The organism is Shinella granuli, from assembly GCF_004341885.1.
Classification (GTDB): Bacteria; Pseudomonadota; Alphaproteobacteria; order Rhizobiales; family Rhizobiaceae; genus Shinella; species Shinella granuli.
On the sequence record NZ_SLVX01000016.1, the window covers coordinates 23,635 to 45,019 of the forward strand.

General features: G+C 65.2%; 20 protein-coding genes and 1 pseudogene. 3 read left to right on the forward strand and 18 right to left on the reverse strand.

Annotated elements, in window-relative coordinates:
• The first annotated feature begins 1 nt into the window (after position 1).
• Positions 2–1,036: a histone deacetylase family protein gene (locus EV665_RS21595; protein ID WP_133035638.1), complete on the forward strand. Its 1,035-nt coding sequence runs from the start codon at positions 2–4 to the stop codon at positions 1,034–1,036.
• Between the two features lie 3 nt (positions 1,037–1,039).
• On the opposite strand, the pseudogene EV665_RS21600 reads toward EV665_RS21595, so the two are convergent.
• The 18 genes and pseudogenes from EV665_RS21600 to EV665_RS21685 all read right to left on the reverse strand — a co-directional run.
• Positions 1,040–1,306 (reverse strand): annotated as a pseudogene (locus tag EV665_RS21600) (type II toxin-antitoxin system RelE/ParE family toxin); the annotation flags it as partial.
• 27 nt (positions 1,307–1,333) lie between these two features.
• Positions 1,334–1,570, reverse strand: coding sequence for a CopG family ribbon-helix-helix protein (locus EV665_RS21605; RefSeq protein ID WP_133035640.1), 237 nt, complete (start codon positions 1,568–1,570; stop codon positions 1,334–1,336).
• A gap of 42 nt (positions 1,571–1,612) precedes the next feature.
• Positions 1,613–2,761, reverse strand: coding sequence for an alpha-hydroxy acid oxidase (locus EV665_RS21610; protein ID WP_133035641.1), 1,149 nt, complete (start codon positions 2,759–2,761; stop codon positions 1,613–1,615).
• 338 nt (positions 2,762–3,099) lie between these two features.
• Positions 3,100–4,143, reverse strand: a complete 1,044-nt coding sequence (fba, locus tag EV665_RS21615; protein WP_064333183.1) for a class II fructose-bisphosphate aldolase — start codon at positions 4,141–4,143, stop codon at positions 3,100–3,102.
• A gap of 246 nt (positions 4,144–4,389) precedes the next feature.
• The gene (locus EV665_RS21620; protein WP_133035642.1) at positions 4,390–7,113 is read right to left on the reverse strand and encodes a DNA translocase FtsK; all 2,724 of its coding nucleotides are present in this window, start codon (positions 7,111–7,113) and stop codon (positions 4,390–4,392) included.
• A gap of 107 nt (positions 7,114–7,220) precedes the next feature.
• Positions 7,221–8,288 carry an ABC transporter ATP-binding protein gene (locus tag EV665_RS21625; protein WP_064333182.1) on the reverse strand — a complete coding sequence of 356 codons (1,068 nt, stop codon included), beginning with the start codon at positions 8,286–8,288 and terminating at the stop codon, positions 7,221–7,223.
• Between the two features lie 11 nt (positions 8,289–8,299).
• A complete protein-coding gene (locus EV665_RS21630; RefSeq protein WP_064333181.1) occupies positions 8,300–9,130 on the reverse strand; it encodes a carbohydrate ABC transporter permease in 831 nt (276 codons plus the stop codon).
• Between the two features lie 4 nt (positions 9,131–9,134).
• Complete coding sequence (locus EV665_RS21635; RefSeq protein WP_133035643.1) at positions 9,135–10,058, reverse strand: carbohydrate ABC transporter permease; 924 nt, start codon at positions 10,056–10,058, stop codon at positions 9,135–9,137.
• An 85-nt stretch (positions 10,059–10,143) separates the two neighbouring features.
• A complete protein-coding gene (locus EV665_RS21640; RefSeq protein WP_133035644.1) occupies positions 10,144–11,403 on the reverse strand; it encodes an ABC transporter substrate-binding protein in 1,260 nt (419 codons plus the stop codon).
• 40 nt (positions 11,404–11,443) lie between these two features.
• Positions 11,444–12,616, reverse strand: coding sequence for a PLP-dependent transferase (locus EV665_RS21645; protein WP_133035645.1), 1,173 nt, complete (start codon positions 12,614–12,616; stop codon positions 11,444–11,446).
• Positions 12,613–13,335 (reverse strand): FadR/GntR family transcriptional regulator, encoded by a 723-nt coding sequence (locus EV665_RS21650; protein ID WP_133035646.1) that lies wholly within the window; start codon positions 13,333–13,335, stop codon positions 12,613–12,615. The genes EV665_RS21645 and EV665_RS21650 overlap by 4 nt, the downstream gene beginning before the upstream one ends.
• Positions 13,336–13,511: 176 nt before the next feature.
• Entirely contained in the window at positions 13,512–13,907 is a 396-nt protein-coding gene (gene mnhG / locus EV665_RS21655) for a monovalent cation/H(+) antiporter subunit G (protein WP_133035647.1), read from the reverse strand.
• Positions 13,904–14,185 (reverse strand): K+/H+ antiporter subunit F, encoded by a 282-nt coding sequence (locus tag EV665_RS21660; RefSeq protein WP_064333175.1) that lies wholly within the window; start codon positions 14,183–14,185, stop codon positions 13,904–13,906. The genes mnhG and EV665_RS21660 overlap by 4 nt, the downstream gene beginning before the upstream one ends.
• Entirely contained in the window at positions 14,182–14,658 is a 477-nt protein-coding gene (locus tag EV665_RS21665) for a Na+/H+ antiporter subunit E (protein ID WP_064333174.1), read from the reverse strand. Before EV665_RS21665 ends, EV665_RS21660 begins: the two co-directional genes overlap by 4 nt.
• Position 14,659: 1 nt before the next feature.
• On the reverse strand, positions 14,660–16,297 hold the full coding sequence (locus EV665_RS21670; protein ID WP_064333173.1) for a monovalent cation/H+ antiporter subunit D: 1,638 nt from the start codon (positions 16,295–16,297) through the stop codon (positions 14,660–14,662).
• Positions 16,294–16,632 (reverse strand): Na+/H+ antiporter subunit C, encoded by a 339-nt coding sequence (locus EV665_RS21675; protein WP_064333172.1) that lies wholly within the window; start codon positions 16,630–16,632, stop codon positions 16,294–16,296. The genes EV665_RS21670 and EV665_RS21675 overlap by 4 nt, the downstream gene beginning before the upstream one ends.
• Positions 16,632–19,550, reverse strand: a complete 2,919-nt coding sequence (locus tag EV665_RS21680; RefSeq protein ID WP_064333171.1) for a monovalent cation/H+ antiporter subunit A — start codon at positions 19,548–19,550, stop codon at positions 16,632–16,634. Before EV665_RS21680 ends, EV665_RS21675 begins: the two co-directional genes overlap by 1 nt.
• Positions 19,551–19,651: 101 nt before the next feature.
• Positions 19,652–20,032, reverse strand: coding sequence for a hypothetical protein (locus EV665_RS21685; RefSeq protein WP_133035648.1), 381 nt, complete (start codon positions 20,030–20,032; stop codon positions 19,652–19,654).
• A 403-nt stretch (positions 20,033–20,435) separates the two neighbouring features.
• On the opposite strand from EV665_RS21685, the gene EV665_RS33295 reads away from it, so the two are divergent.
• Both EV665_RS33295 and EV665_RS21695 read left to right on the forward strand, forming a co-directional pair.
• Positions 20,436–20,750: a DUF2934 domain-containing protein gene (locus EV665_RS33295; RefSeq protein WP_133035649.1), complete on the forward strand. Its 315-nt coding sequence runs from the start codon at positions 20,436–20,438 to the stop codon at positions 20,748–20,750.
• A 268-nt stretch (positions 20,751–21,018) separates the two neighbouring features.
• On the forward strand, positions 21,019–21,384 hold the full coding sequence (locus EV665_RS21695; RefSeq protein ID WP_064333168.1) for a YbaN family protein: 366 nt from the start codon (positions 21,019–21,021) through the stop codon (positions 21,382–21,384).
• Position 21,385 lies beyond the last annotated feature (1 nt).

Consider the following 21,385-nt stretch of genomic DNA (forward strand, 5'->3'; position numbering starts at 1 on the left):
CATGAAAACCTTCTATACCGCCGACCATCACCTGCATCACAGCGGCATGGAACTGTCCTTCGGCCGCATCGTCGAGACCTTCGAGAAACCGGAGCGCGCCGAAATCGTTCTCAGGCGCGTCAAGGAGGTCGGCCTCGGCCCGGTGATCGAACCCGCCGCCTACGACCGCGCGGCCATCGAGCGTGTCCACACGCCGGACTATCTCGATTTCCTGCAGAACGTCTTTGCCGAATGGCGCGCCGCCGGCCGCGACGGCGAGGTCTGGCCCTATAGCTGGCGCCATCGCTCGATGCCGATGCTCGACGCCCCGCCGTCCGGCCTCGATGCGCGGCTTTCCTACTATTCCTTCGACATGGCGGGCTCGATCACCGGGACCACCTGGCAGGCCGCCAGGCGCGCCGCCGACACGGCGCTGGCCGGCGCCGATGCCGTGTTGTCCGGCGAGCGCGCCGCCTTCGCGCTCTGCCGCCCGCCCGGCCACCATGCCGGCCGCGATTTCTTCGGCGGCTACTGCTATCTCAACAATGCCGCCATCGCCGCCCAGCGCTTCCTCGACAACGGCCACGCCCGCGTCGCGATCTTCGACATCGACTACCACCATGGCAACGGAACGCAGGAGATTTTCTACGACCGCGACGACGTTCTGCTGGCGAGCCTGCACGGCGACCCGGATTTCGAGTTTCCCTTCCACCTCGGCTATGCCCGCGAGCGCGGGACCGGCCGGGGCGAGGGCTTCAACCTCAACTATCCCCTCCCCGCCGGCACCGGCTGGCTCGAATGGCAAGCCGCTTTCGAGGATGCGCATGCACGGATCGGCGCCTACGCCCCGACCGCCCTCGTCATCTCGCTCGGCGTCGATACATTCAAGGAAGACCCGATCTCGCAGTTCAAGCTGGAAAGCGAGCATTTCCTCGCCATCGGCCGCCGCATCGCCGACCTTGCTCTCCCGACACTCTTCGTCATGGAAGGCGGCTACGCGGTGGACGCCCTCGGCGTCAACGCGGTGAACGTCCTGCAGGGTTTCGCGGGCGCCTGACGGTCAAAGAGTGTCTGGCCATTCCCCCGCGCCATGCTGCACGAAGAGAACGTCGATGCGGGTTTCCAGCACACGATAGGCGACGATATAGGTTCCCGGCACGACGAGCTCTCGCGTTCCCGCGATCTCACCGGGTCGCCCGATGAAGGGATTGTCGGCCAGCAGGCGCCGGGTGCGGCTGTGGATAGCCGTTACGATGCGCGCTGCAGCGGCAGGATTGCGCACGGCGATATAGTCGCCTATCGCCTCAAGCTCCCGAAGATAACGACGGGTCCAGACGACTTACGCCATCGACGATCAGCGCGCCGCATATTTGTTGAGGACGAGCGCGATCTCCTCCTCGCTCGCAAAGTCGCCGCGCTCCGCATCGGCAAGGCCTGCCTCGACGCCCTCGATCCATTTTTCCTGCCAGGCAAGCGAGCGACCATGCGCCAGCGCATCCTCGATGATCTGCCCGCGGGTCAATGACGACCGTGCCGCCAGCGCATCGATGCGGCGATCAAGGTCCTTGGAAATGTCGTCACGCTTGTCCATGCCGCATTCTCGCATGAACCCTGCTGCCCCCGCCAGCCCCGCTCAAAGGTCGGTATGCAGGTTCTTCCGCGACAGGTTCTTCACGTCGCGTTCGCCGCAGAGCGCCAGGGTGACGTCGAGTTCCTTGCGGATGATCTCGAGCGCGCGGCGCACGCCGGCCTTGCCGCCGGCGCCGAGGCCGTAGAGGAAGGGGCGGCCGATATAGGTGCCCTTGGCGCCGTGGCAGAGCGCCTTGAGGACGTCCTGGCCGGAGCGGATGCCGCCGTCGAGATGGACCTCCATCCGGTCGCCGACGGCATCGACGATGCGCGGCAGCATGCTGATCGAGGAGGCGGCGCCGTCGAGCTGGCGGCCGCCATGGTTGGAGACGATGATGGCGTCGGCGCCGCTGTCGAGCGACATGCGCGCGTCCTCCTCGTCGAGGATGCCCTTGAGGATGAGCTTGCCGCCCCAGCGGTCGCGGATCCATGCGATGTCCTTCCAGGACAACTGCGGATCGAACTGTTCCGACGTCCAGGAGGAGAGCGAGGAGAGGTCCGTCACGCCCTTGGCGTGGCCGACGATGTTGCCGAAGGTGCGGCGCTTCGTGCCGAGCATGTCGAGGCACCAGAAGGGCCGTGTCGCCATCTGCCAGACGTGTTTCGGCGTGAAGCGCGGCGGGGCGGAGAGGCCGTTGCGCAGGTCCTTGTGGCGCTGGCCGAGGATCTGGAGGTCGAGCGTCAGCACCAGCGCCGAGCAGCCGGCCGCCTTGGCCCGGTCGATGAGGTTGTGGACGAAATCCTTGTCCTGCATCACGTAGAGCTGGAACCAGAAGGGTTTCGACGTGACGGAGCGCACGTCCTCGATCGAGCAGATGCTCATGGTGGACAGCGTGAAGGGCACGCCGGCCTCCTCCGCCGCCTGCGCGGCGAGCATCTCGCCATCGGCATGCTGCATGCCGGTGAGCCCGGTCGGCGCGAGCGCGACGGGCATCGACACCGCCTCGCCGATCATCTCGCTGGCCAGCGAGCGGTTGGTCATGTCGACGAGCACGCGCTGGCGCAGCTTGACCTTGTGGAAATCGTCCTCGTTGGCCCGGTAGGTGCCCTCGGTCCAGGCGCCGGAATCCGCGTAGTCGAAGAACATCTTCGGCACGCGGCGGCGCGCCCGGTCCTTGAGGTCCGCGATCGTCAGGGCCTGGTCTACGCTCATGCTGTCTGTCCTCGCATCATCCGGCTTTTCGGGGTCGCATCCTTTTACGAGGGGGCGCACAGGCCTGCAACGGCTTCCTGCCGGTTTCGGGAGGAAACATGCATCCTCATATGAATGAGATATTCAGGAATAAAGAATGATGCAACCGCGCTGTCAATGTGCATTTTCTGGCCGGCGGTCGATGCAGCGGAAAATCGCCCTCCCGGCGGACCGCAGGGCAAGCGCATATGAAATGCAATCGTCGCCACGGCTCCCTTCTCCCATCGGGGGAGAAGGGGCTGCGGCATCGTCCTGCCCCACATGCACTTGCCCTGCGGTAGTCCAGGAGGGCGAAAGCCTCATTTGGTGGCGTAGAACTTCGCCATGTCGGGCAGGCGCTTCACGCGGATGCTGGAGGCCTTGCCGGCGGTGCGGAAGGCTTCGAAGCGCTCCTTGCAGACGTCCGCCATCAGGGCGGTCGCTGGCTTCAGGTAGTTGCGCGGGTCGAAATTGTCCGGCTTTTCCTTGAAGTTCTTGCGGATCGTGCCGGTCATGGCAAGGCGCAGGTCCGTGTCGATATTGACCTTGCGCACGCCGAGCGGGATCGCCTTCTGGATTTCGGCGACCGGCACGCCCCAGGTCTGCTTCATCTCGCCGCCATAGGCGGTGAAGAGATCCTGCAGGTCCTGCGGAACCGAGGAGGAGCCGTGCATGACGAGATGCGTGTTCGGCAGCTTCTCGTTGATCTTCGCGATCGTATCGATCGACAGGATGTCGCCGTCCGGCGCGCGGGTGAACTTGTAGGCGCCGTGGCTGGTGCCGATGGCGACGGCCAGCGCGTCGACGCCGGTCCTGGAGACGAAGTCGAGCGCCTGGTCCGGATCGGTCAGCAGTTCCTCGCGGGAAAGCTTGCCCTCGAAGCCATGGCCGTCCTCCTTGTCGCCGGCGCCCGTTTCCAGGTTGCCGAGACAGCCAAGCTCACCTTCGACCGAAACGCCGGCCGCGTGCGCAATCTTCACGACCTCCGCCGTCACATCGACATTGTATTCGTAGCTGGCGACGGTCTTGCCATCGGCGAGCAGCGAACCATCCATCATGACGGAGGTGAAGCCGTTGGTGATGGCCGAGATGCAGGTGGAGGGCTGGTCGCCGTGGTCGAGGTGAAGGCAGACCGGGATATGCGGATATTCCTCTGCCGCACCGAGGATCAGGTGGCGCAGGAAAGCATCGCCCGCATAGGCGCGCGCACCGCGGCTCGCCTGCAGGATCACCGGAGAATCCGTCGCATCCGCCGCGCGCATGACCGCCTGGATATATTCCAGGTTGTTGACGTTGAATGCGGGCAGTGCGTAGTCATTCTCCGCTGCGTGATCGAGCAATTGCCGCATGGTGATCAATGCCATTCCTGTCCTCCTTGGGATGCTGGTTTCTCGGGTCGGCGGCACTATTCACAGATCGGTCCGCCATATGCAACAGGCCGGAAAGAACCTGTTCCAAGCCAAATCGATTAAATGGGACACGCGCAACGAATTTCCCGTGGACATGACGAAAATCCGGCCCGCGGTGGCGGGCCGGATCGAGAAATGCGTTCCGATTCAAACAAGTAGGACAAATGCCCGGCGGCTGGGCAATCGCCGCCGGCCCAATTGTCAATCGTCGTCGGTCGGCTCGGGCGCCTGGAAGCTGCCGCGCTCGCCGGAGATGATCTCGCGTTTGCCGACATGGTTGGCAGGACCGACGAGGCCTTCCTTCTCCATGCGCTCGACGAGGGAGGCGGCACGGTTGTAACCGACGGCAAGGCGCCGCTGGATATAGGACGTCGAGCACTTGCGGTCACGCATCACGACCTTGACGGCCTTCTCGTAGAGGTCGTCGCCGTCTTCTGCCGCGATATCGCCCTTGTCGAACACCGCACCGCCTGCCGCCGGCTTCTCGTCCTCTTCTTCCTCTTCCTCGGCCGTCACGGTCTCCAGATATTCCGGGCGACCCTGGGCCTTCAGGTGCAACACGACCTTTTCGACCTCCTCGTCGGAGACGAAGGGACCATGCACGCGGGAAATACGGCCGCCGCCGGCCATGTGCAGCATGTCGCCCTGGCCGAGGAGCTGTTCGGCGCCCTGCTCTCCGAGAATGGTGCGGCTGTCGATCTTCGACGTCACCTGGAAGGAGATGCGCGTCGGGAAGTTGGCCTTGATCGTGCCGGTGATGACGTCGACCGAGGGGCGCTGCGTCGCCATGATCAGGTGGATGCCGGCCGCGCGGGCCATCTGGGCGAGCCGCTGGATCGCGCCTTCGATCTCCTTGCCGGCGACCATCATCAGGTCGGCCATCTCGTCGACGATAACGACGATATAGGGCATCGGATCGAGGGCGAGCTCCTGCTCCTCGTGGATCGCCTCGCCGGTTCCCTTGTCGAAGCCGGTCTGGACGCTGATCGAGATCGTCTCGCCCTTGTCGCGTGCGGCGGCCACGCGGTTGTTGTAGCCGTCGATGTTGCGCACGCCGAGGCGGGACATCTTCCGGTAACGGTCCTCCATCTCGCGCACCGCCCATTTCAGCGCCATGACGGCCTTCTTGGGATCGGTGACGACGGGGGTCAGCAGGTGCGGAATGCCGTCATAGATCGACAGTTCCAGCATCTTGGGGTCGACCATGATCAGGCGGCACTCTTCCGGGCGGAAGCGGTAGAGCAGCGACAGGATCATCGTGTTGATGGCGACGGACTTGCCCGAGCCGGTGGTGCCGGCGACGAGCAGGTGCGGCATCTTGGCGAGTTCCGCGATGACGGGTTCGCCGCCGATGGTCTTGCCGAGGCAGATCGGCAGCTTGAAGCCGGTCTTGGCGAAATCCTGGCTCTCGATCATCTCGCGGAAATAGACCGTCTCGCGCGTCGCATTCGGCAGTTCGATGCCGATGACGTTGCGGCCGGGCACGACCGCGACACGCGCCGACAGCGCCGACATGGAGCGGGCGATATCGTCGGCAAGGCCGATGACGCGGGAGGATTTGACGCCCGGCGCGGGCTCGAATTCATAGAGCGTGACGACCGGGCCCGGGCGGACATGGATGATCTCGCCGCGCACGCCGAAATCTTCCAGCACGCTTTCGAGGAGGCCGGCATTCTGCTCCAGTTGTTCCTGGGTCAGAACGTAGCCGACGGTGCCCGGGGGCTCCTGCAGGAGTTCGCGCGGCGGATATTCGTAGGCATCGCCGGCCGGCGTCGCCATCATGACCTGGAACGGCCGGGCGCGCGACAGCACCGAGGACGGGGTTTCGCGCACGGGCTCGACAGCCGCAACCGGGGTGACGACCGGCGTGACGGCGACCGGGACGGGCTGTACCTCGGCGACGGCCGGCACGGGCTCCGCCACCGTCTCGACGACCGGGGTCGCAACGACCGCAACAGGCTCCGTCTTCACCTCGGCAACGGGAGCGGCCTCGACCGCCGCAGTCCGGGCAACGGCCGGGCGGCATTCGACGACGCGGAAGAGCGAGGCGATGGAGGGCACGTCCTGGCGCACCTCGGGGACCGCGACCGGCTTCGGCTCGGCCACGGCGGCCGGCGCGGGAACGGGCGCCGGCATGCGCACCACGGTGACGGCCGGCCTTGCCGGCCGCTCGACCGCATCCTCGTCCGGCACCAGCGTTTCCCAGAAGGCGTGGTCGGAGAGGTTGGCAAAACGGCTGATTGCGGTACGCACGTCGGTCTTCTCGGCTGGCTTTGTGATGGAAATGGCCGGTTTGGCGACGGGGAAGATCGCCGCTGCGGCAACGGGTGCCGGCAGCGGGCCGGCCGGCTTGAACACGACGGCGGCATCGGCAGGCGTTCCGGTCGTGCCCGCGGCGACCACGGCCTGCACCAGCGGCGGCTCCGGCTCGACAACGGCTGCCGCTGCGACAGCCTCGGCCTGCTGTGCCTCGGAGCGGCGGCGGCGCTCCTCCAGTGCCTCGCGCAGGCGCTGCAGCAGTTCCGTCTGGGAAAGCTGCGCCATCTCTGCAGGCTGAGCCGCCGGCTGGACGGCCTGCTCGACCATCGGGTCGGCCGGCTGCATCTCTTCCGCGGCCGCCTCCTCGATCCTGGCGGCGACCTTGTCGGGGGTGCGCGTGAAGCGGACGTTCGGCGCCATGTAGAAATGGCTCTCCCAGCTTCCGTCGGCATACTGGCCGGGATCGTAGCGCCTCAGCACCGGCGAGCGGAAACGCGGGCGATAGTCCTCGTCGTTGGCGACCGGCTCTCCGGCTGCATGCCAATCGTCGGCTTGCGGTAGGGATTCCGGCAAGGCATTGTTTTCGCGGGAATAATACGGCGCTTGTTCGCCGGCTCCCTCTTCGGTTTCAAGGATGGGGTAGAAGTTTGTTCTGGAAATACGCATGAACCTGCAAACTCGACGATCATTGCCGATAGGGATGCGTAGATGGTTAGGAAATGAAGGTTAACATTGTCTTTGGACGGGACCGAAATCGTGTTCACGATCCCGTTTCATTCCACCCGCTGGCCCTGCGTCCCGAAGAGGTGAAGCCGCTCCTGCGGCAGGTCGACGCGGACCGCCGGGCCGGGATCCAGCATCGCCCGGTCGAGCGTGAAGATTTTCATCGGGACATCGTGGATGCTCACATGCATGATGATGCCGAAGCCCGTCGGCTCGATGAGGTCGACCTTCGCCTCCAACGCGCCATGCGCATCGAGCACCACATGCTCGGGGCGGATGCCGAGCGTCGCCGTCGCGCCTGATTCGATACCGGCCCGCCGCGGGACGGGCAAGGTCACCCCGTTCGCCAGCCGCAGGTCCGCGTGATCACCCGAAACGAGATAGCGCCCCTCGAAGAAGTTCATGCCCGGCGAACCGATGAAGCCCGCGACGAAGAGATTGGCCGGCCGGTCGTAGAGATCGAGCGGCGTGCCGACCTGCTGGACGACGCCGGCATGCATGGCGACGATCCGGTCCGCCAGCGTCATCGCCTCGATCTGGTCGTGGGTGACGTATATGGAAGTCGCATGAAGATCGCCATGCAGCTTCTTGATTTCAGCGCGCATCTGCTCGCGCAGGCGGGCATCGAGGTTGGACAGCGGCTCGTCGAAGAGAAAGGCCTTCGGCTGGCGCACGATGGCGCGACCCATGGCGACACGCTGGCGCTGGCCGCCGGAAAGCGCGCGCGGGCGGCGCTCCAGCAGCGGATCGAGGCCGAGTTTCGCAGCGGCCCCGCCGACGGCGCTGGCGATCTTCTCCTTCGCGGTACGGCGGAGCTTCAGGCTGTAGCTCATGTTGTCGGCGACGCTCATATGCGGGTAGAGCGCGTAGGACTGGAACACCATGGCGATGTCGCGATCCTTCGGGGCAAGGTCGTTGACCCGCTTGCCGTCGATGCGGATGTCGCCGGACGTGACGTCCTCCAGCCCGGCGATCATGCGCAGCAGCGTGGATTTCCCGCAGCCCGAGGGGCCGACCAGCACGATGAACTCGCCGTCGCGGATGGTGAGATCGACGCCGTGCAGCACGGAAAAGGCGCCGAAGCTCTTGCGGATGTCCTGGATGTCGATGGAAGCCATGGAAGACCCTTTCAGCCTTTGACCGCGCCGGCCGTCAGGCCCTGCACGAGGTAGCGCTGGATGAGGAGGAAGAAGAGGCAGGCCGGGATGAGCGCGAGAATGCCCGCCGCCATCATCTGCCCGAAATCGACCGAGAATTTCGAGACGAAGGTGAGAAGGCCGACCGGGAAGGTCGCCGCGTCGTTGCCGGAGATCAGCATCAGCGCGAAGAGCAGTTCGCTCCAGGCGGCCGTGAAGACGAAGCCGAGCGTCGCGGCGATGCCGGGCAGCGTCAGCGGCAGGATGATCTGGCGGAAGGCGACGAACTGCGTCGCCCCGTCGATCATCGCCGCCTCCTCCAGGTCCTTCGGGATGCCGTCGAAGAAGGACTGCATGAGGAAGGTGGCGAAGGGCACGTTGAAGGCGGTGTAGACGATGATAAGGCCGGTGAGGCTGTTGGTGAGGCCGAGCGGCGAGAGCATCTTGAAGATCGGCGCGACCAGCATGACCAGCGGGAACATTTGCGTGATCAGCATCAAGGCGACGATCCAGTATTTCGCCCGGAAACGGAAGCGCGACAGGGCGTAGCCGGCGAGCGAGGCGAGGATGGTGACCGCCACGGCCGTCGATCCGGCGACGATCAGGCTGTTCTTGAAGAAGGTCGGAAAGGCGCTGTGGGCGATGACGAAGGTATAGTGCTCGAAGGTGGCGCGCGAGGGCCACATCCGTACGCCCTCGCTGTAGAGCAGGTCGTTCGGCGTCACCGAGACCTTCAGCAGCCAGAACAGCGGGAAGAGCGCGACCACGATATAGGCGAGGATCGCGAGCCGGTGCGCCACGGTGAGGAAAGGCTTGCTTCTCATGGTCTCACCCCTTGTTCAGCAGCGTCTGGCGCAAAAGCACGATCAGCATGGAATAGGCCAGCAGCAGGACCAGCAGCACGAGGGCGATGGCCGAGGCATAGCCGAAATCGAGACGCCTGAAGGCCTGCGTGAAGATGTAGCTGGCGACGATCTGCGTGCGGTCGGCCGGCCCGCCATTCGTCATGACGACGATGAGGTCGGCGAAATTCGAGATCCAGACGGTGCGCAGCAGGATGGTGATGGCGATGGTGGGCGCGAGGAACGGCAGGGTGATCGAGAGGAAGCGCTGAACCGGCCCTGCCCCGTCGATGCTGGCCGCCTCGTAGAGATCGCGCGGGATCGCCTGGAGCGCGGCAAGCAGGGTGATGGCGAAGAAGGGAATGCCCCACCAGACATTGGCGACGATCGGCCCCCACATGGCGAGGTGCGGATCGGAAAGAATGTTGTTCGGCGCGTCGAGAATGCCGAGCGCATGCATCCAGTGCGGCAGCGGGCCGATGACCGGGTTGAACAGCCAGGCCCAGTTGAGGCCGGCGAGGAAGCTCGGCACGGCCCAGGGCAGGAAGACCAGCGCCTGCGCCAGGCCGCGTCCGGCAAAAGGCTTGTCGAGCAGCAGCGCGAGGATGAGGCCAAAGAGGAATTGCAGGAAGACCGAGGCGCCCGTCCACCACAGCGTGTTGCGCAGCGCGCGGAAGAACGCCTGGTCCTCGCTGAGCGCGCGAAAATGATCGAGCCCGATGAAGCCGCCGGAAAGCGGGTTCAGCAGCTGGATATCGCGGAACGCATAGGAAATGCCGAGCACCAGCGGCACCAGCATGACGGCGATGATGAGGATCAGCGCCGGCGCGCTGTAGAGATAGGGTTCCGATGCGTCGGCAATCCGCTTCCTGAGCGGCCGCACGGCGTGCGGATGGGCGGCAAGGGTCATCGTCTCGCTTCCGTTGAAGGTGGCGGGGCGTTCAAAATATATCTCCGGGCGGAGCCTCGTATCTCCGCCCGGAGCGTTCCTCAGCCTATTTCTTGGCGAGGAACTTTTGCTGGGCCTTGGTCAGGTAGTCTGCCCACTGGCCCGCAAGGTCCTCCGGCGTGATGTCGCCGAGAAGGGCTTCCTGCGAGGTCTTGATGACCAGCGAATCCTTGAAGAAGGCGAACTCCTCCAGATGCGTCGGCATCACGGTCGGCACGGCATCCTTGTCCTCCAGCTCGGCGAACCAGCCCTTGAACTGCTCGCTGGCATAGAACGGGTCCTTCTCCGCGGACGTGTGCACCGGCAGCGCGCCCGTGCGCTTGTTCCACTCGATATTGCCCTCCGGGCCTTCGAGCGTCCCGATCAGCTTCCAGGCGAGATCCTTGTTGGCGCTGGAGGCGAACATCGACCAGCCGGCGAAACCGATCGTCGGGAAGGTTTTCCCATCCGGTCCCTTCGGCATGGTCATGATGCCGTAGTCTTCCGCCTTCATGCGCTCGGCAATGGCGATGAGCGCGTCCGGGTCCTGGTCGAGGAAGGCGCAGGTGCCGGAGTAGAAGCCGGCGACGATCTCGTTGAAGCCCCAGTTGACGCTGTCCTTCGGGGCGTAACCGTTCTTGTAGAGGTCGATCAGGAAGGTCAGACCCTTCACCCAGCCTTCGCTGTTGAAGGTGGAGGTGCCGTCCTCGTTGAAGAATTTGTTGTCGCCGGCCATGGAGGCGCCGAACATCACCCAGCCGTTGAGCCCGCCCGGGCCGCCGCGCAGGCAATAGCCGTATTTGCCGGGCAGCGCCGAAACCTTCTTGGAGGCCTCGGCGAATTCGTCCAGCGTCTTCGGCGGCTCGGAAACGCCGGCTTCTTCGAGCAGTTTCTTGTTGTAGAACATGGCGCGCAGGTAGAAGCCGTAGGGCAGCATATAGGCCGTGTCGTCGATGTCGCGGCCGAGTTCCAGGGCACGGGCCGTCAGGCCGGACGTGTGCTGCCATTTGGCAAGATACGGCTCCAGGCTCTCCAGCATGCCGTTGTTGGCATAGAGCGACAGCCAGGTGTCGGGCATTTCCATGACATCGGGCACTTCGCCGGCCGAGACCATGGTGGCGAATTTCTGGAAGGCCTCGCCCCAGGGCAGCGAGATGATCTCGACCTTGGTGCCGGGGTTTTCCGCCTCGAACTTGCCGACGATGGATTTCAGCGTCTCCGTGCGCTCGGGGCTGGTGATCACCTCGACGAGCTTGAGCGTCGTATCGGCCAATGCGCTCGACGCCATCAGGGTGGTGATGAGTGCTGCAGTCAAAAGTCTCTTCATGGTCGTTCCCTCTTTTCTGGTTTTGCTTCGAAGTTTGACGTCAGGTTTCGGTCGCGGCGGTTATCGCCGCGTCCAGATCACTCCACAGGGCCTCGGTTCCCTCCAGGCCGACATGGAGACGCACGGACCGCGCATCGATGCCGAAGGCATGCGCGGAATTCGGCTCGGCTTTCTGCTGAAGAACCACCTCGCCCGGCACGATCAGGCTCTCATGCCCGCCCCAGGAGACGCCGAGCTTGAAGAGCGTCAGGCGGTCGGCGAAGGCGCGGATGTCGATACCCTCGCGGAAGGTGAAGGAGAAGAGGCCCGACGTGCCGGTCAATCCCGGCGGCAGGCGGTTGGCGAGCGCGGGGTGAAAGACCTTGTCGACGATGTCGAGCGCCTGAAGCCGTTTGGCGATGTCGAGTGCCGAAGCCTCGTGCGCCTTCATGCGGATCGGCAGCGTGCGCAGGCCCCGCACCAGCAGCCAGGCGTCGAAGGGCGAGAGCTTGCCGCCGAGATAGGGATAGGCCTCCGAGCGGATGCGGCCGACCAGCTCCTTCGAGCCGGCGACGACACCGGCGACGACGTCGCTGTGGCCGCCGAGATATTTCGAGGCCGAGTGCAGCACGAGATCGACGCCGAGCGTCAACGGCCGCTGGAAGACGGGGCTCGCCCAACTGTTGTCGATGACGCTGACGATGCCGTGGCGCCGGGCAAGGGCGGCGAGCGCGCCGACATCGTGCGCCTCCATCACCCAGCTCGTCGGGCTTTCGAGATAGAGCAGCCTGGCGCCCGGCAGGGCTTTTGCCACCGCCTCCTCGTCGCGCCCGTCGACATAGGTCACCTCGATCTTCATGCGCTTGAGATGCGTGCCGAACAGGCGGAAGGCATCCGGGTAGCAATGGCGCACGGCGACGATGCGGTCGCCCGGCTCGACGAAGGAAAGCACGGTGGAGGAGATCGCCGCCATGCCGCTCGCAAAGCCCAGCGCGTCCTCGCCGCCTTCGAGCTTGGCCAGCATCTCCTCGAAGGCGCGCACCGTCGGGTTGAGGCCGCGCGTATAGATCGGCCGCACGATCTCCCCGCGATAGGCGGCCACCATCTCGTCATAGCTGCCGAAGGTGAAGAGCGAGGTCTGCACGATGGGCGGCACCACCGCGTCGAAGGCGTTCGCCTCGTCATGGGCGACGGTGAGGGCGGCAAAGTCGAACGGATCGGCTCCGTTGATCATCGGGACATGTCCTTGATGTCTTCCTCGACGACGGCGAGGATCTTCAGGGTTTCCGCCCGCGCCGCCTCGGGATCCCGGGCGGCGACGGCGTTGAAAAGCGTGCGGTGGAACGGGAAGGAACGGCGGGCGAAGTCCGGCCGGTTGAACGGCTTTTCCCAGAATCGCTCGAAGGCGCCGCGCATCTGCTCCAGGAGCTGCTTGAACAGCGGATTGTGCGTGGCGTCGTAGATAGCGAGGTGGAAGGCGAGGTCTTCCGGTCCGGAGGTACCCTTGGCGAGCTGAACGCGTTCCATCTCGTTCAGCTTCTCCTCGATGATGGCGACATCCTCATCCGTGCGCCGCCGCGCGGCGACCATGCCGGCTTCGCATTCGATGCCGCGGCGGACCTCCAGCGTCTGGAGCAGCACGTCGCGCAGATGCACCGCATCGAAGGAAAGTGGCATGTGCACCGTCGCTGTGGTGATCGGCTTCAGGAGATAGGTGCCGCTGCCCTTGCGGCTTTCGATGACGCCGAGCGCCTGGAAATGGCGGATCGCCTCGCGGATCGTCGAGCGGCCGACCGCCAGCGCCGCCATCAGCTCGCGCTCGGCCGGCAGCCGGTCGCCGGCCACGAGGCTGGCGCGGTCGATATAGGAGGCGAGCGCCTCCGTCACCTGCCGCGCCCGGTCGATGGGCGGCAATGGCTCGATCTGCGGCCTGTCGCTCGGTTCGCCTGGCATGATGCCAATTCCCCTGTTTCGTGTCAGCTTCTCAAATTGGTCTGACATCTTAGCATTATGCGGCAAGCTTCGGCTGTCAAGCACCAATCATCCATGAGCGGCTTCATCGCCCATGAAAAACGGGCCGATCAGAGATCGGCCCGCCCGGGAATGACGATGGAATGGAAGCCTCGCGGCTATTCGCCCGCGGCGGGCTGGCCCTCGGCCTCCCGCGTGAGCGGCGCCTCGGCCGGCACCTCGGGATTGCCCTCCGCCCGGTCGCGATGCAGGGCCGCGCGGGCGAGCAGCATCAGCGTGACGGGCGTCGTCACCGTCACGAAGATGCCGATCAGGATCTCGTGCACGACGGGGCGGGTGGCGAGCACGGTGAAGAAGATCATCGAGGCCATGACGATGCCGCCCGTGCCCCAGCTCGTGCCGAGCGTCGGTGCGTGGATGCGCTCGTAGAAGGACGGCAGGCGGGCAAAGCCGATCGTGCCGATGAGCGTCAGGCCGGCGCCGACGACGAGGAAGAAGGAGACGGCAAGCGCCGCCCAGGCCGGCAGGTCGTCCGCATGCTCGATCACGCTCATTCGATCACCTCCCCGCGCATCAGGAACTTGGCGAGTGCGACCGTTGCCACGAAGCCGAGCATGCCGATGACCAGCGAAGCCTCAAAATAGATGACCCTGCCGGTGCGCATGCCGAAGACCATGAGCAGCAGCATGGAGTTCACATAGAGCGTGTCGAGCGCCAGCACGCGGTCCTGCGCGCGCGGGCCGCGGAACATGCGCAGCGCCGCAAGCGCCATGGCGATGGCAAGGAATACCTGCGCGATGGTGACGGACCAGGCGAGGATCGTGTGGCTCATTTGAAGATCTCCATCAGCAGCGCCTCGTAGCGGGTCTTGATCAGCACCTGCCACTCCGCCTCGTCGACGAGGTCGAGGACGTGGATCAGCACCGTCTTGCTGAGCGAATTGTATTCCAGCCAGGCCGTGCCCGGCGTGCTGGTGATGACGACGGCGAGCACGGCGAGTGCCGTCGGGTTTTCAAGATCGAGCGGAACGGTGATGAAGCCGGACTTGTGCTTGCGCCGGCCGCCGGTGATGAGGATCGAGGCGACGGCGAGGTTCGAGCGCAGGATATCGTAGAGCACGATGCCGATGAGTTTCGGCAGCAGATACCATTTCGGCAGGTGCGGCTTTACGGGTCGCAGGGCCGCCATGCCCCAGGAGGCGAAGACCGACACGATGCAGCCGAGGATGAGGTGGCCGAGCGTGAAGCCGTTGAGGGCGAGCCACATGATGACGAGCGAGGCGCTGAGCAGCGGATAGGGAAGCATGTCAGAGCCCTCCCCCGCCATCCGGCCCGCTCGGTTCGGCGACACCGGCTCGGCGCGCATTGATCACGGCATCGATATAGGCGGCCGGCTGCTGCAGATTGCGGATGGTCTCCTCCATGTACCCCATCGCCGGGCCGGCCTTGATGGTGAGCGCCAGCGTCAGCGCGATCAAGAGCATGACCGGGGCCATCTCCATGACGAGGACCCGCGGCACGGTGCCCTCCATCGAGGCCCAGAAGGTGCGGATGCCGGCGCGGGTCATCGAGATCAGCGCCGCCAGCCCCGACAGGATGAGCAGGGCGACGATCCACCACGCCGACGCGGCGATCGGCGCCTCGCTGTTCGCGCCCGTTCCGATCATGCCCGACAGCATGGCGAATTTCGCGACGAAGCCGGAAAGCGGCGGCAGGCCGGAGAGCAGGATGCCGCAGGCGGCAAAGCAGATGCCGAGCACGGCGATCGTGCCGGGCATGGTGACGCCGACCTCGACCTCCTCGTCCTCCTCGTCCGCATCGCCGTAGGCTTCCATGGTCACGGCGAGGACCGATGCACCCGCATCCTGCCCGCGCTCGACGAGCTCGATCAGCAGGAAGAAGGCGGCGATCGTCAGCGTGGAACTAACCATGTAGAAGAGCGCGCCCGATGTCACCGTGCCGTTGTTGAGGCCGAGGACCGCGAGCAGCGTGCCGGAGGAAACGAGCACGGAATAGCTCGCCAGCCGCCCAAGCGCCTGCGAGGCGAGAACCCCGATCGTGCCGAAGGCGATGGTCGCCATGCCGCCGTAGAGCAGCACGTTGAGGCCGAGCCCGGCCGAATCCCCCTGCCCGAAGACGAGCAGCGAGAGGCGCAGGATGACATAGATGCCGACCTTGCTCATGATGGCGAAGATGCCGGCGACCGGCGCCGTCGCGGCGCTGTAGGCGCCCGGCAGCCAGAAGTTCAACGGCCACATGCCGGCCTTGATGAGGAAGACGATGCCGAGGATGCCGGCGCCGGCTTCCAGCAGCATGCGCCGCTCGCCCTCGATCTCGCCGATGCGCACGGCAAGGTCCGCCATGTTGAGCGTGCCGGCCGAGCCGTAGATGGCGCTGACGCCGATCAGGAAGCAGAGCGCGGCAGCGAGGTTGACGGCGATATAGTGCATGCCGGCCTTGACGCGCATCGAGCCGGAACCGTGCATCAGGAGGCCGTAGGACGCAGCCAGCATCACCTCGAAGAAGACGAAGAGGTTGAAGAGGTCGCCCGTGAGGAACGCGCCGTTGAGGCCCATCAGCAGGAACTGGAACAGCGAATGGAAATGCGCGCCGGCGGTGTGCCAGCGGGCAAGCGCGAAGACGAGCGTCGGGATGGCGAGGATCGAGGCGAGGACGAGCATCAGCGCCGAGAGCCGGTCGACGACCAGCACGATGCCGAAGGGCGCCGGCCAGTTGCCGAGCAGGTAGACGCCCTCGAAACCGTCCGAGCCGTTGTTCGCAAGACGGAACAGGCTGATGGCGACCGCCGCGAGCGCCAGGCACGACACGACGCTGATCATTGCCTTGAGGACGCGCTCGCGCTCGTCGAAGAACAGCAGGAGCGCGCCCGCGACGAGCGGGATGACGATGGGCGCGATGATGAGGTGTTGCTGCCAGCCGCTCATTTCGGCTGCTCCCTGCCGTCGACATGGTCGGTGCCGGTGAGGCCGCGGGCCGCCAGCAGCACCACGAGGAAGAGCGCCGTCGTGGCAAAGCCGATGACGATGGCGGTGAGCACCAGCGCATGCGGCACCGGATCGGTCATCGTCGAGATGTCGACGCCCTCCTCCAGCAGCGGCGCGGCATTGGACTTCACGCCGCCGACCGCAAAGATGAAGAGGTTCACCGCATAGGAGAGCAGCGAGAGGCCGATGATGACCTGATAGGTGCGCGGGCGCAGGATGAGCCAGACGCCCGAGCCTGTCATGATGCCGATACCGAGCGAAAGAACGAGTTCCATCAGGCCTCCTCCGCCTTGGGGGCTTCGAGATTGCGAACCCGATGCATGCGTATGGACTGGTGCGCGAGCGCGATGAGGATCAGCACCGTCGCGCCGACGACGAGCGAGAAGACCCCGAGGTCGAAGAACAGCGCGCTCGCCGCGGGTACCTTGCCGATGAAGGGTATCTCGACATATTGCGAATGGCTGGTCAGGAACGGATAGCCGAACGCCCACGCGCCCATGCCGGTGATCGCGGCCAGCAGCAGGCCGACACCCATCCAGCGCAGCGGCAGGATGCGCAGCCGGTCCTCCGCCCAGCGCACGCCGCCGCCCAGATATTGCAGCAGGAAGGCGATCGCCATGGTGACCCCGCCGGCAAAGCCGCCGCCCGGCAGGTCATGGCCGCGCAGGAAGAGATAGATCGCAAACGTGATGATGACCGGGAACATCCACTGCATGATGACCGAGGGCACCAGCAGATAATCGCGCACCGTATCGCCCGCCGAGCGCTCGGGGCGTTCGGCGTCATAGGCGGCCTGGATGCGCTGCTGCTCCGGTTTCTCGATGCTGTCCGGCGCGGGGCGGAAACGGCGCAGGAGGGCGAAGACCGTCAGCGCGACGATGGCCAGGACCGCGATCTCGCCCATCGTGTCGAAGCCGCGGAAATCAACGAGGATGACGTTGACGACGTTGCGCCCGCCCCCTTCGGCATAGGCCTTTTCGAGGAAGTAGCTGGCAATGGCGTCCGGCACCGGCTGGTTCATGATCGCGTAGGAGAAGACGAACATGCCGAGGCCGCAGGAGACCGCAAGCAGGAAGTCGCGGAAGCGGCGGCTGCGGGCCGACAGGGTGACGGAGTTGTCGATCTTCTCCGAGCGCTTGGGCAGCCAGCGCAGGCCGAGCAGCAGGAGGACCGTCGTGACGATTTCCACGACGAGCTGCGTGATGGCAAGATCCGGCGCGGAGAGCCAGACGAAGGTGATGCAGGTCGTGATGCCCGCGCCACCGAGCAGGACGAGCGCGGCAAGGCGATGGTATTTCGCCTGGTAGGCAGCGCCCAGCGCGCAGAAGGCGCCGACGCACCAGATGGCGGCGAAGATGGGATCGATGTCCCCGAAGACCAGCGGCTTCGGCGCAAAGCCCGCCATGTAGAGCGGCACGACGCCCGCCAGCAATCCGGCGGCCGCGACGAGGCGCAACTGCGGCTGGAGATTGCGGGTGCTGAGACGGCTTTCAAGCCAGCGTGCCCATTTCCACGAGACCGTGACGAGCACACGCTCGAAGATGCGCTGGCCGCCGAGATGGCGGAAGAGCGGCGGGCCGTCGTCGCACCTGGCAAGATAGTCCTTCAGCACTGCGTAGAGTGCGGCGCCGCCGATGAGCGCGATCATGCTCATGATAAGCGGGGTATTGATGCCGTGCCAGAAGGCGAGGCTGTATTCCGGTGTGCGCGTACCAAGCACCGAGACGACGGCCGAATGCAGGAACGGGCCGATCGAGAGCGACGGGATGATGCCGACGACGAGGCAGGCGAGCACCAGGAACTCGATGGGAAAGCGCATCCAGCGCGGCGGCTCGTGCGGCTTGGGCTTCGGCAGGTCGGTCGGCTCGGGGCCGAAGAAGACCATGTGGATGAAGCGGAGCGAATAGGCGACCGAGAAGGCGCCGGCAAGCGTGGCGACATAGGGCAGCATGCGGTCGAGCACGGAATCGGCATGCGTCTCCACCGCCTCGGCGAAGAACATTTCCTTGGAGATGAAGCCGTTGAGCAGCGGCACGCCGGCCATGGCCGCGCTCGCCACCATGGCGAGCGTGCCGGTTATCGGCAGGTATTTGAAGAGCCCGCTCAATCGTCGCATGTCGCGCGTGCCGGTCTCGTGGTCGATGATGCCGGCGGCCATGAAGAGCGAGGCCTTGAAGGTGGCATGGTTCATCATGTGAAAGATCGCCGCCACGGCGGCGACCGGGCTGCCGAGGCTGAGCAACGTGGTGATGAGACCGAGATGGCTGATGGTCGAATAGGCGAGCAGCCCCTTCAGGTCCTGCTGGAACATCGCGAAATAGGCGCCGAGGATCAGCGTGCACACACCGGCAATGCCGACCAGCATGAACCATTCATAGGTGCCCGACAGCGCGGGCCAGAGCCGCACGAGCAGGAAGACGCCCGCCTTCACCATGGTCGCCGAATGCAGATAGGCCGAGACCGGCGTCGGCGCGGCCATGGCATTGGGCAGCCAGAAGTGGAACGGCACCTGCGCGCTCTTCGTCAGCGCACCGATGAGGATCAGCACGAGCGCCGTCAGGTAGAGCGGATGCGCCTTGATCTGATCGCCGGACGAAAGCACCACGTCGAGATCGTAGCTGCCGACGATATGGCCGAGCACGAGCAGGCCGGCGAGCAGGCAGAAGCCGCCGATGCCGGTGATCGTCAGCGCCATGCGCGCGCCGTCGCGGGCAGCGGCATTGTGATGCCAGTAGCTGATCAGGAGGAAGGAGAAGATGCTGGTCAGCTCCCAGAACACCGACAGCAGGATGATGTTGCCCGACAGCACGATGCCGAGCATCGAGCCCATGAAGGCGAGCAGGAAGGAGAAGAAACGCGGAACCGGATCCTCCTCCGACATGTAGTAGCGTGCATAGAGCACGATGAGGCAGCCGATGCCGGTGATGAGCATCGCAAAGAGCCAGGCAAAGCCATCCATGCGCAGCGTGACGTTGAGCCCGAGCTGCGGCAGCCATTCGAGGTCAATCCGGACCTTGCCGCCGTCGCGCACCGCGGGATAGAGCGCGGCGGTCAGCACCAGGCTCACAAAGGCCACGGCGCCGGACATGCGCGCGGCAAGCACCCTCGAATCGGTCCGCAGCAGAATGGTCGCGGCAAGGCTTCCCGCGAAGGGAAGGCAGACCAGCAGGACCAGAATCATTTCACCTGTCATCGTTTGATCGGTCGCTTTCGAACGTCAGAGCTTCTCACGCGCCGGCATGCCGGCAAAATCGGGAGACCGCACGCGACCGACGGGACGATCGGCGGCGGTCGTCAGGTGAAATTCAACGGAGGGGCACGCGCCCCGCGCATGTCCACATGCCCCGCGCCGGAGACCGAAGGCACGATGATGGCCATGGCGGTCACCATGCCCTCGAGGCCAAAAGCTTCCCGCGCCGGCAGGCAGGCAAGATCGCCTGTGCTGTCGAGCGGCGTCACTTTCCCGGCGACAATGCGCTTGCGGCATTCGGCATCGGGAAGCGCCGAGGGATGGCCCGCGGTCTTGTGGGTGCCGTAGCGAAGCATCTTCGAACCGGCACCGGCGGCAGACGGCGCCGAGAGCGTCAATATCAGCAGCAAAAGACAGGCAAGCGCAGCACAGAAGAGGCAAAAAGCCCGACGAACAGGTCGATGCTGTTGCCCTGCCGCTACCAAACGCCCTGCCTTTCGATTCCATCGCCCGCGTTGAATATTCTCTCATGCGGACAATACGTTGGCGGGATTGGCGCTGTCCACCCGCAAGCATGAAACTTTTCCAAAATTACGCCGGTTTACCGCAGCCGGCAGCATGTTTTTCCCTTTCCGGCCGGCAAACGGTCATTCTGCCGCATCCATGTCTGCTTGATGCCCCGTCGCTTTGGGCGCATTCTAACCCGGCGAATCGCATGAAGCAGACCTGCTCCCGTGGGGCGATGCCCGGAGCGCATGGTGCCTGGTATCTGGACGTGCCGGTTAATGTCGTCCCGGCCATCCAGCGAGTTCCGTGTCCCGATCCTGCCTGCCCTTTTCTGCGGCAGCGGCGGCACGACGTCAGTTCAATCTGGAACGGGGATTAGCGATGACGGATGCGCGAAGGGAATGGATCAGCAAGCGGGCCTATACGCTCTGGGAAGAGGCGGGACGGCCGCACGGCCATGACGCCGAGCACTGGGAACAGGCAGTGCAGGAGCGCGACGAATTCGAGCGCGTGGCACTTGCCCCGGAGGCGAGGCCGTCCGGCGCCAGGACGCCGCTGATCGAGATATCCAGGAAGGCGCAGGCGAAGAAGTCCGACCCGGCCAAGCCGCGCAAGAAGGCCGAAGCCGCGACGGAAAAGCCGATCGTCGCGAAGGCAAAATCCGTCAAGGCGACGACGAACGGCAAGGAAGCCTGATCGCTGCGACACGGCAGAAACGGCCTGCCGTAGCGGGTGTGCTATTCCGCCCGCCATGAGGCGGCCGCCTCAGGCAATCGGCCATAGAATGAAGGCGCCCGACACCAGGCCTCTTCCTCCCCCGGGAAGAAGAGGCAAGAGCGAAGCCTTGCCTTCTCAGCCGGTCTTTACCAATTATTCCCGCCCTCCTGCGGCATCAATGCCCTTGGAGACGGCGATGCGACGCTCTATGTGAACGGTCGAACGCGGGCTGAAGCGAGGATACCCGGTGCGATCGATCTATATGGCGGCAGGCGTGCTGATGACGGCGATCGGCATTGTCGGCGTCTTCCTGCCGCTCCTGCCGACGACGCCGTTCCTGCTCGTCGCGGCTTGGTGCTTTTCCCGCTCCTCGCCGCGCCTCGAACACTGGCTGCTGAACCACCGCACCCTCGGCCCGCCGCTGGCGAACTGGCGGCGCGAGGGCGCGATCTCGGCGCGCGCGAAGACGATCGCCATCTGTCTCATCGTCGCGAGCTACGGTTTCTTCTATTACCGCACGGCGCCGTCGCCTCTTCTTGCGGTCGTGGTCGGTCTCGTCCTGTCGGCAAGCGCCCTTTTCATCCTGACCCGCCCCCTGCCGAAGAGGACGTGAC

What these genes read in the sequence shown, in the direction of transcription:
- EV665_RS21630 (WP_064333181.1), bottom strand. Translation starts at nt 9,130, where the DNA reads ATGAGAAGCAAGCCTTTCCTCACCGTGGCGCACCGGCTCGCGATCCTC.
- EV665_RS21675 (WP_064333172.1), bottom strand. Translation starts at nt 16,632, where the DNA reads ATGGAACTCGTTCTTTCGCTCGGTATCGGCATCATGACAGGCTCGGGC.
- EV665_RS21665 (WP_064333174.1), bottom strand. Translation starts at nt 14,658, where the DNA reads ATGCTTCCCTATCCGCTGCTCAGCGCCTCGCTCGTCATCATGTGGCTC.
- EV665_RS21625 (WP_064333182.1), bottom strand. Translation starts at nt 8,288, where the DNA reads ATGGCTTCCATCGACATCCAGGACATCCGCAAGAGCTTCGGCGCCTTT.
- EV665_RS21610 (WP_133035641.1), bottom strand. Translation starts at nt 2,761, where the DNA reads ATGAGCGTAGACCAGGCCCTGACGATCGCGGACCTCAAGGACCGGGCG.
- EV665_RS21680 (WP_064333171.1), bottom strand. Translation starts at nt 19,550, where the DNA reads ATGACAGGTGAAATGATTCTGGTCCTGCTGGTCTGCCTTCCCTTCGCG.
- fba (WP_064333183.1), bottom strand. Translation starts at nt 4,143, where the DNA reads ATGGCATTGATCACCATGCGGCAATTGCTCGATCACGCAGCGGAGAAT.
- mnhG (WP_133035647.1), bottom strand. Translation starts at nt 13,907, where the DNA reads ATGAGCGTGATCGAGCATGCGGACGACCTGCCGGCCTGGGCGGCGCTT.
- EV665_RS21650 (WP_133035646.1), bottom strand. Translation starts at nt 13,335, where the DNA reads ATGCCAGGCGAACCGAGCGACAGGCCGCAGATCGAGCCATTGCCGCCC.
- EV665_RS21645 (WP_133035645.1), bottom strand. Translation starts at nt 12,616, where the DNA reads ATGATCAACGGAGCCGATCCGTTCGACTTTGCCGCCCTCACCGTCGCC.
- EV665_RS21635 (WP_133035643.1), bottom strand. Translation starts at nt 10,058, where the DNA reads ATGACCCTTGCCGCCCATCCGCACGCCGTGCGGCCGCTCAGGAAGCGG.
- EV665_RS21620 (WP_133035642.1), bottom strand. Translation starts at nt 7,113, where the DNA reads ATGCGTATTTCCAGAACAAACTTCTACCCCATCCTTGAAACCGAAGAG.
- EV665_RS21660 (WP_064333175.1), bottom strand. Translation starts at nt 14,185, where the DNA reads ATGAGCCACACGATCCTCGCCTGGTCCGTCACCATCGCGCAGGTATTC.
- EV665_RS33295 (WP_133035649.1), top strand. Translation starts at nt 20,436, where the DNA reads ATGACGGATGCGCGAAGGGAATGGATCAGCAAGCGGGCCTATACGCTC.
- EV665_RS21640 (WP_133035644.1), bottom strand. Translation starts at nt 11,403, where the DNA reads ATGAAGAGACTTTTGACTGCAGCACTCATCACCACCCTGATGGCGTCG.
- EV665_RS21595 (WP_133035638.1), top strand. Translation starts at nt 2, where the DNA reads ATGAAAACCTTCTATACCGCCGACCATCACCTGCATCACAGCGGCATG.
- EV665_RS21605 (WP_133035640.1), bottom strand. Translation starts at nt 1,570, where the DNA reads ATGGACAAGCGTGACGACATTTCCAAGGACCTTGATCGCCGCATCGAT.
- EV665_RS21670 (WP_064333173.1), bottom strand. Translation starts at nt 16,297, where the DNA reads ATGAGCGGCTGGCAGCAACACCTCATCATCGCGCCCATCGTCATCCCG.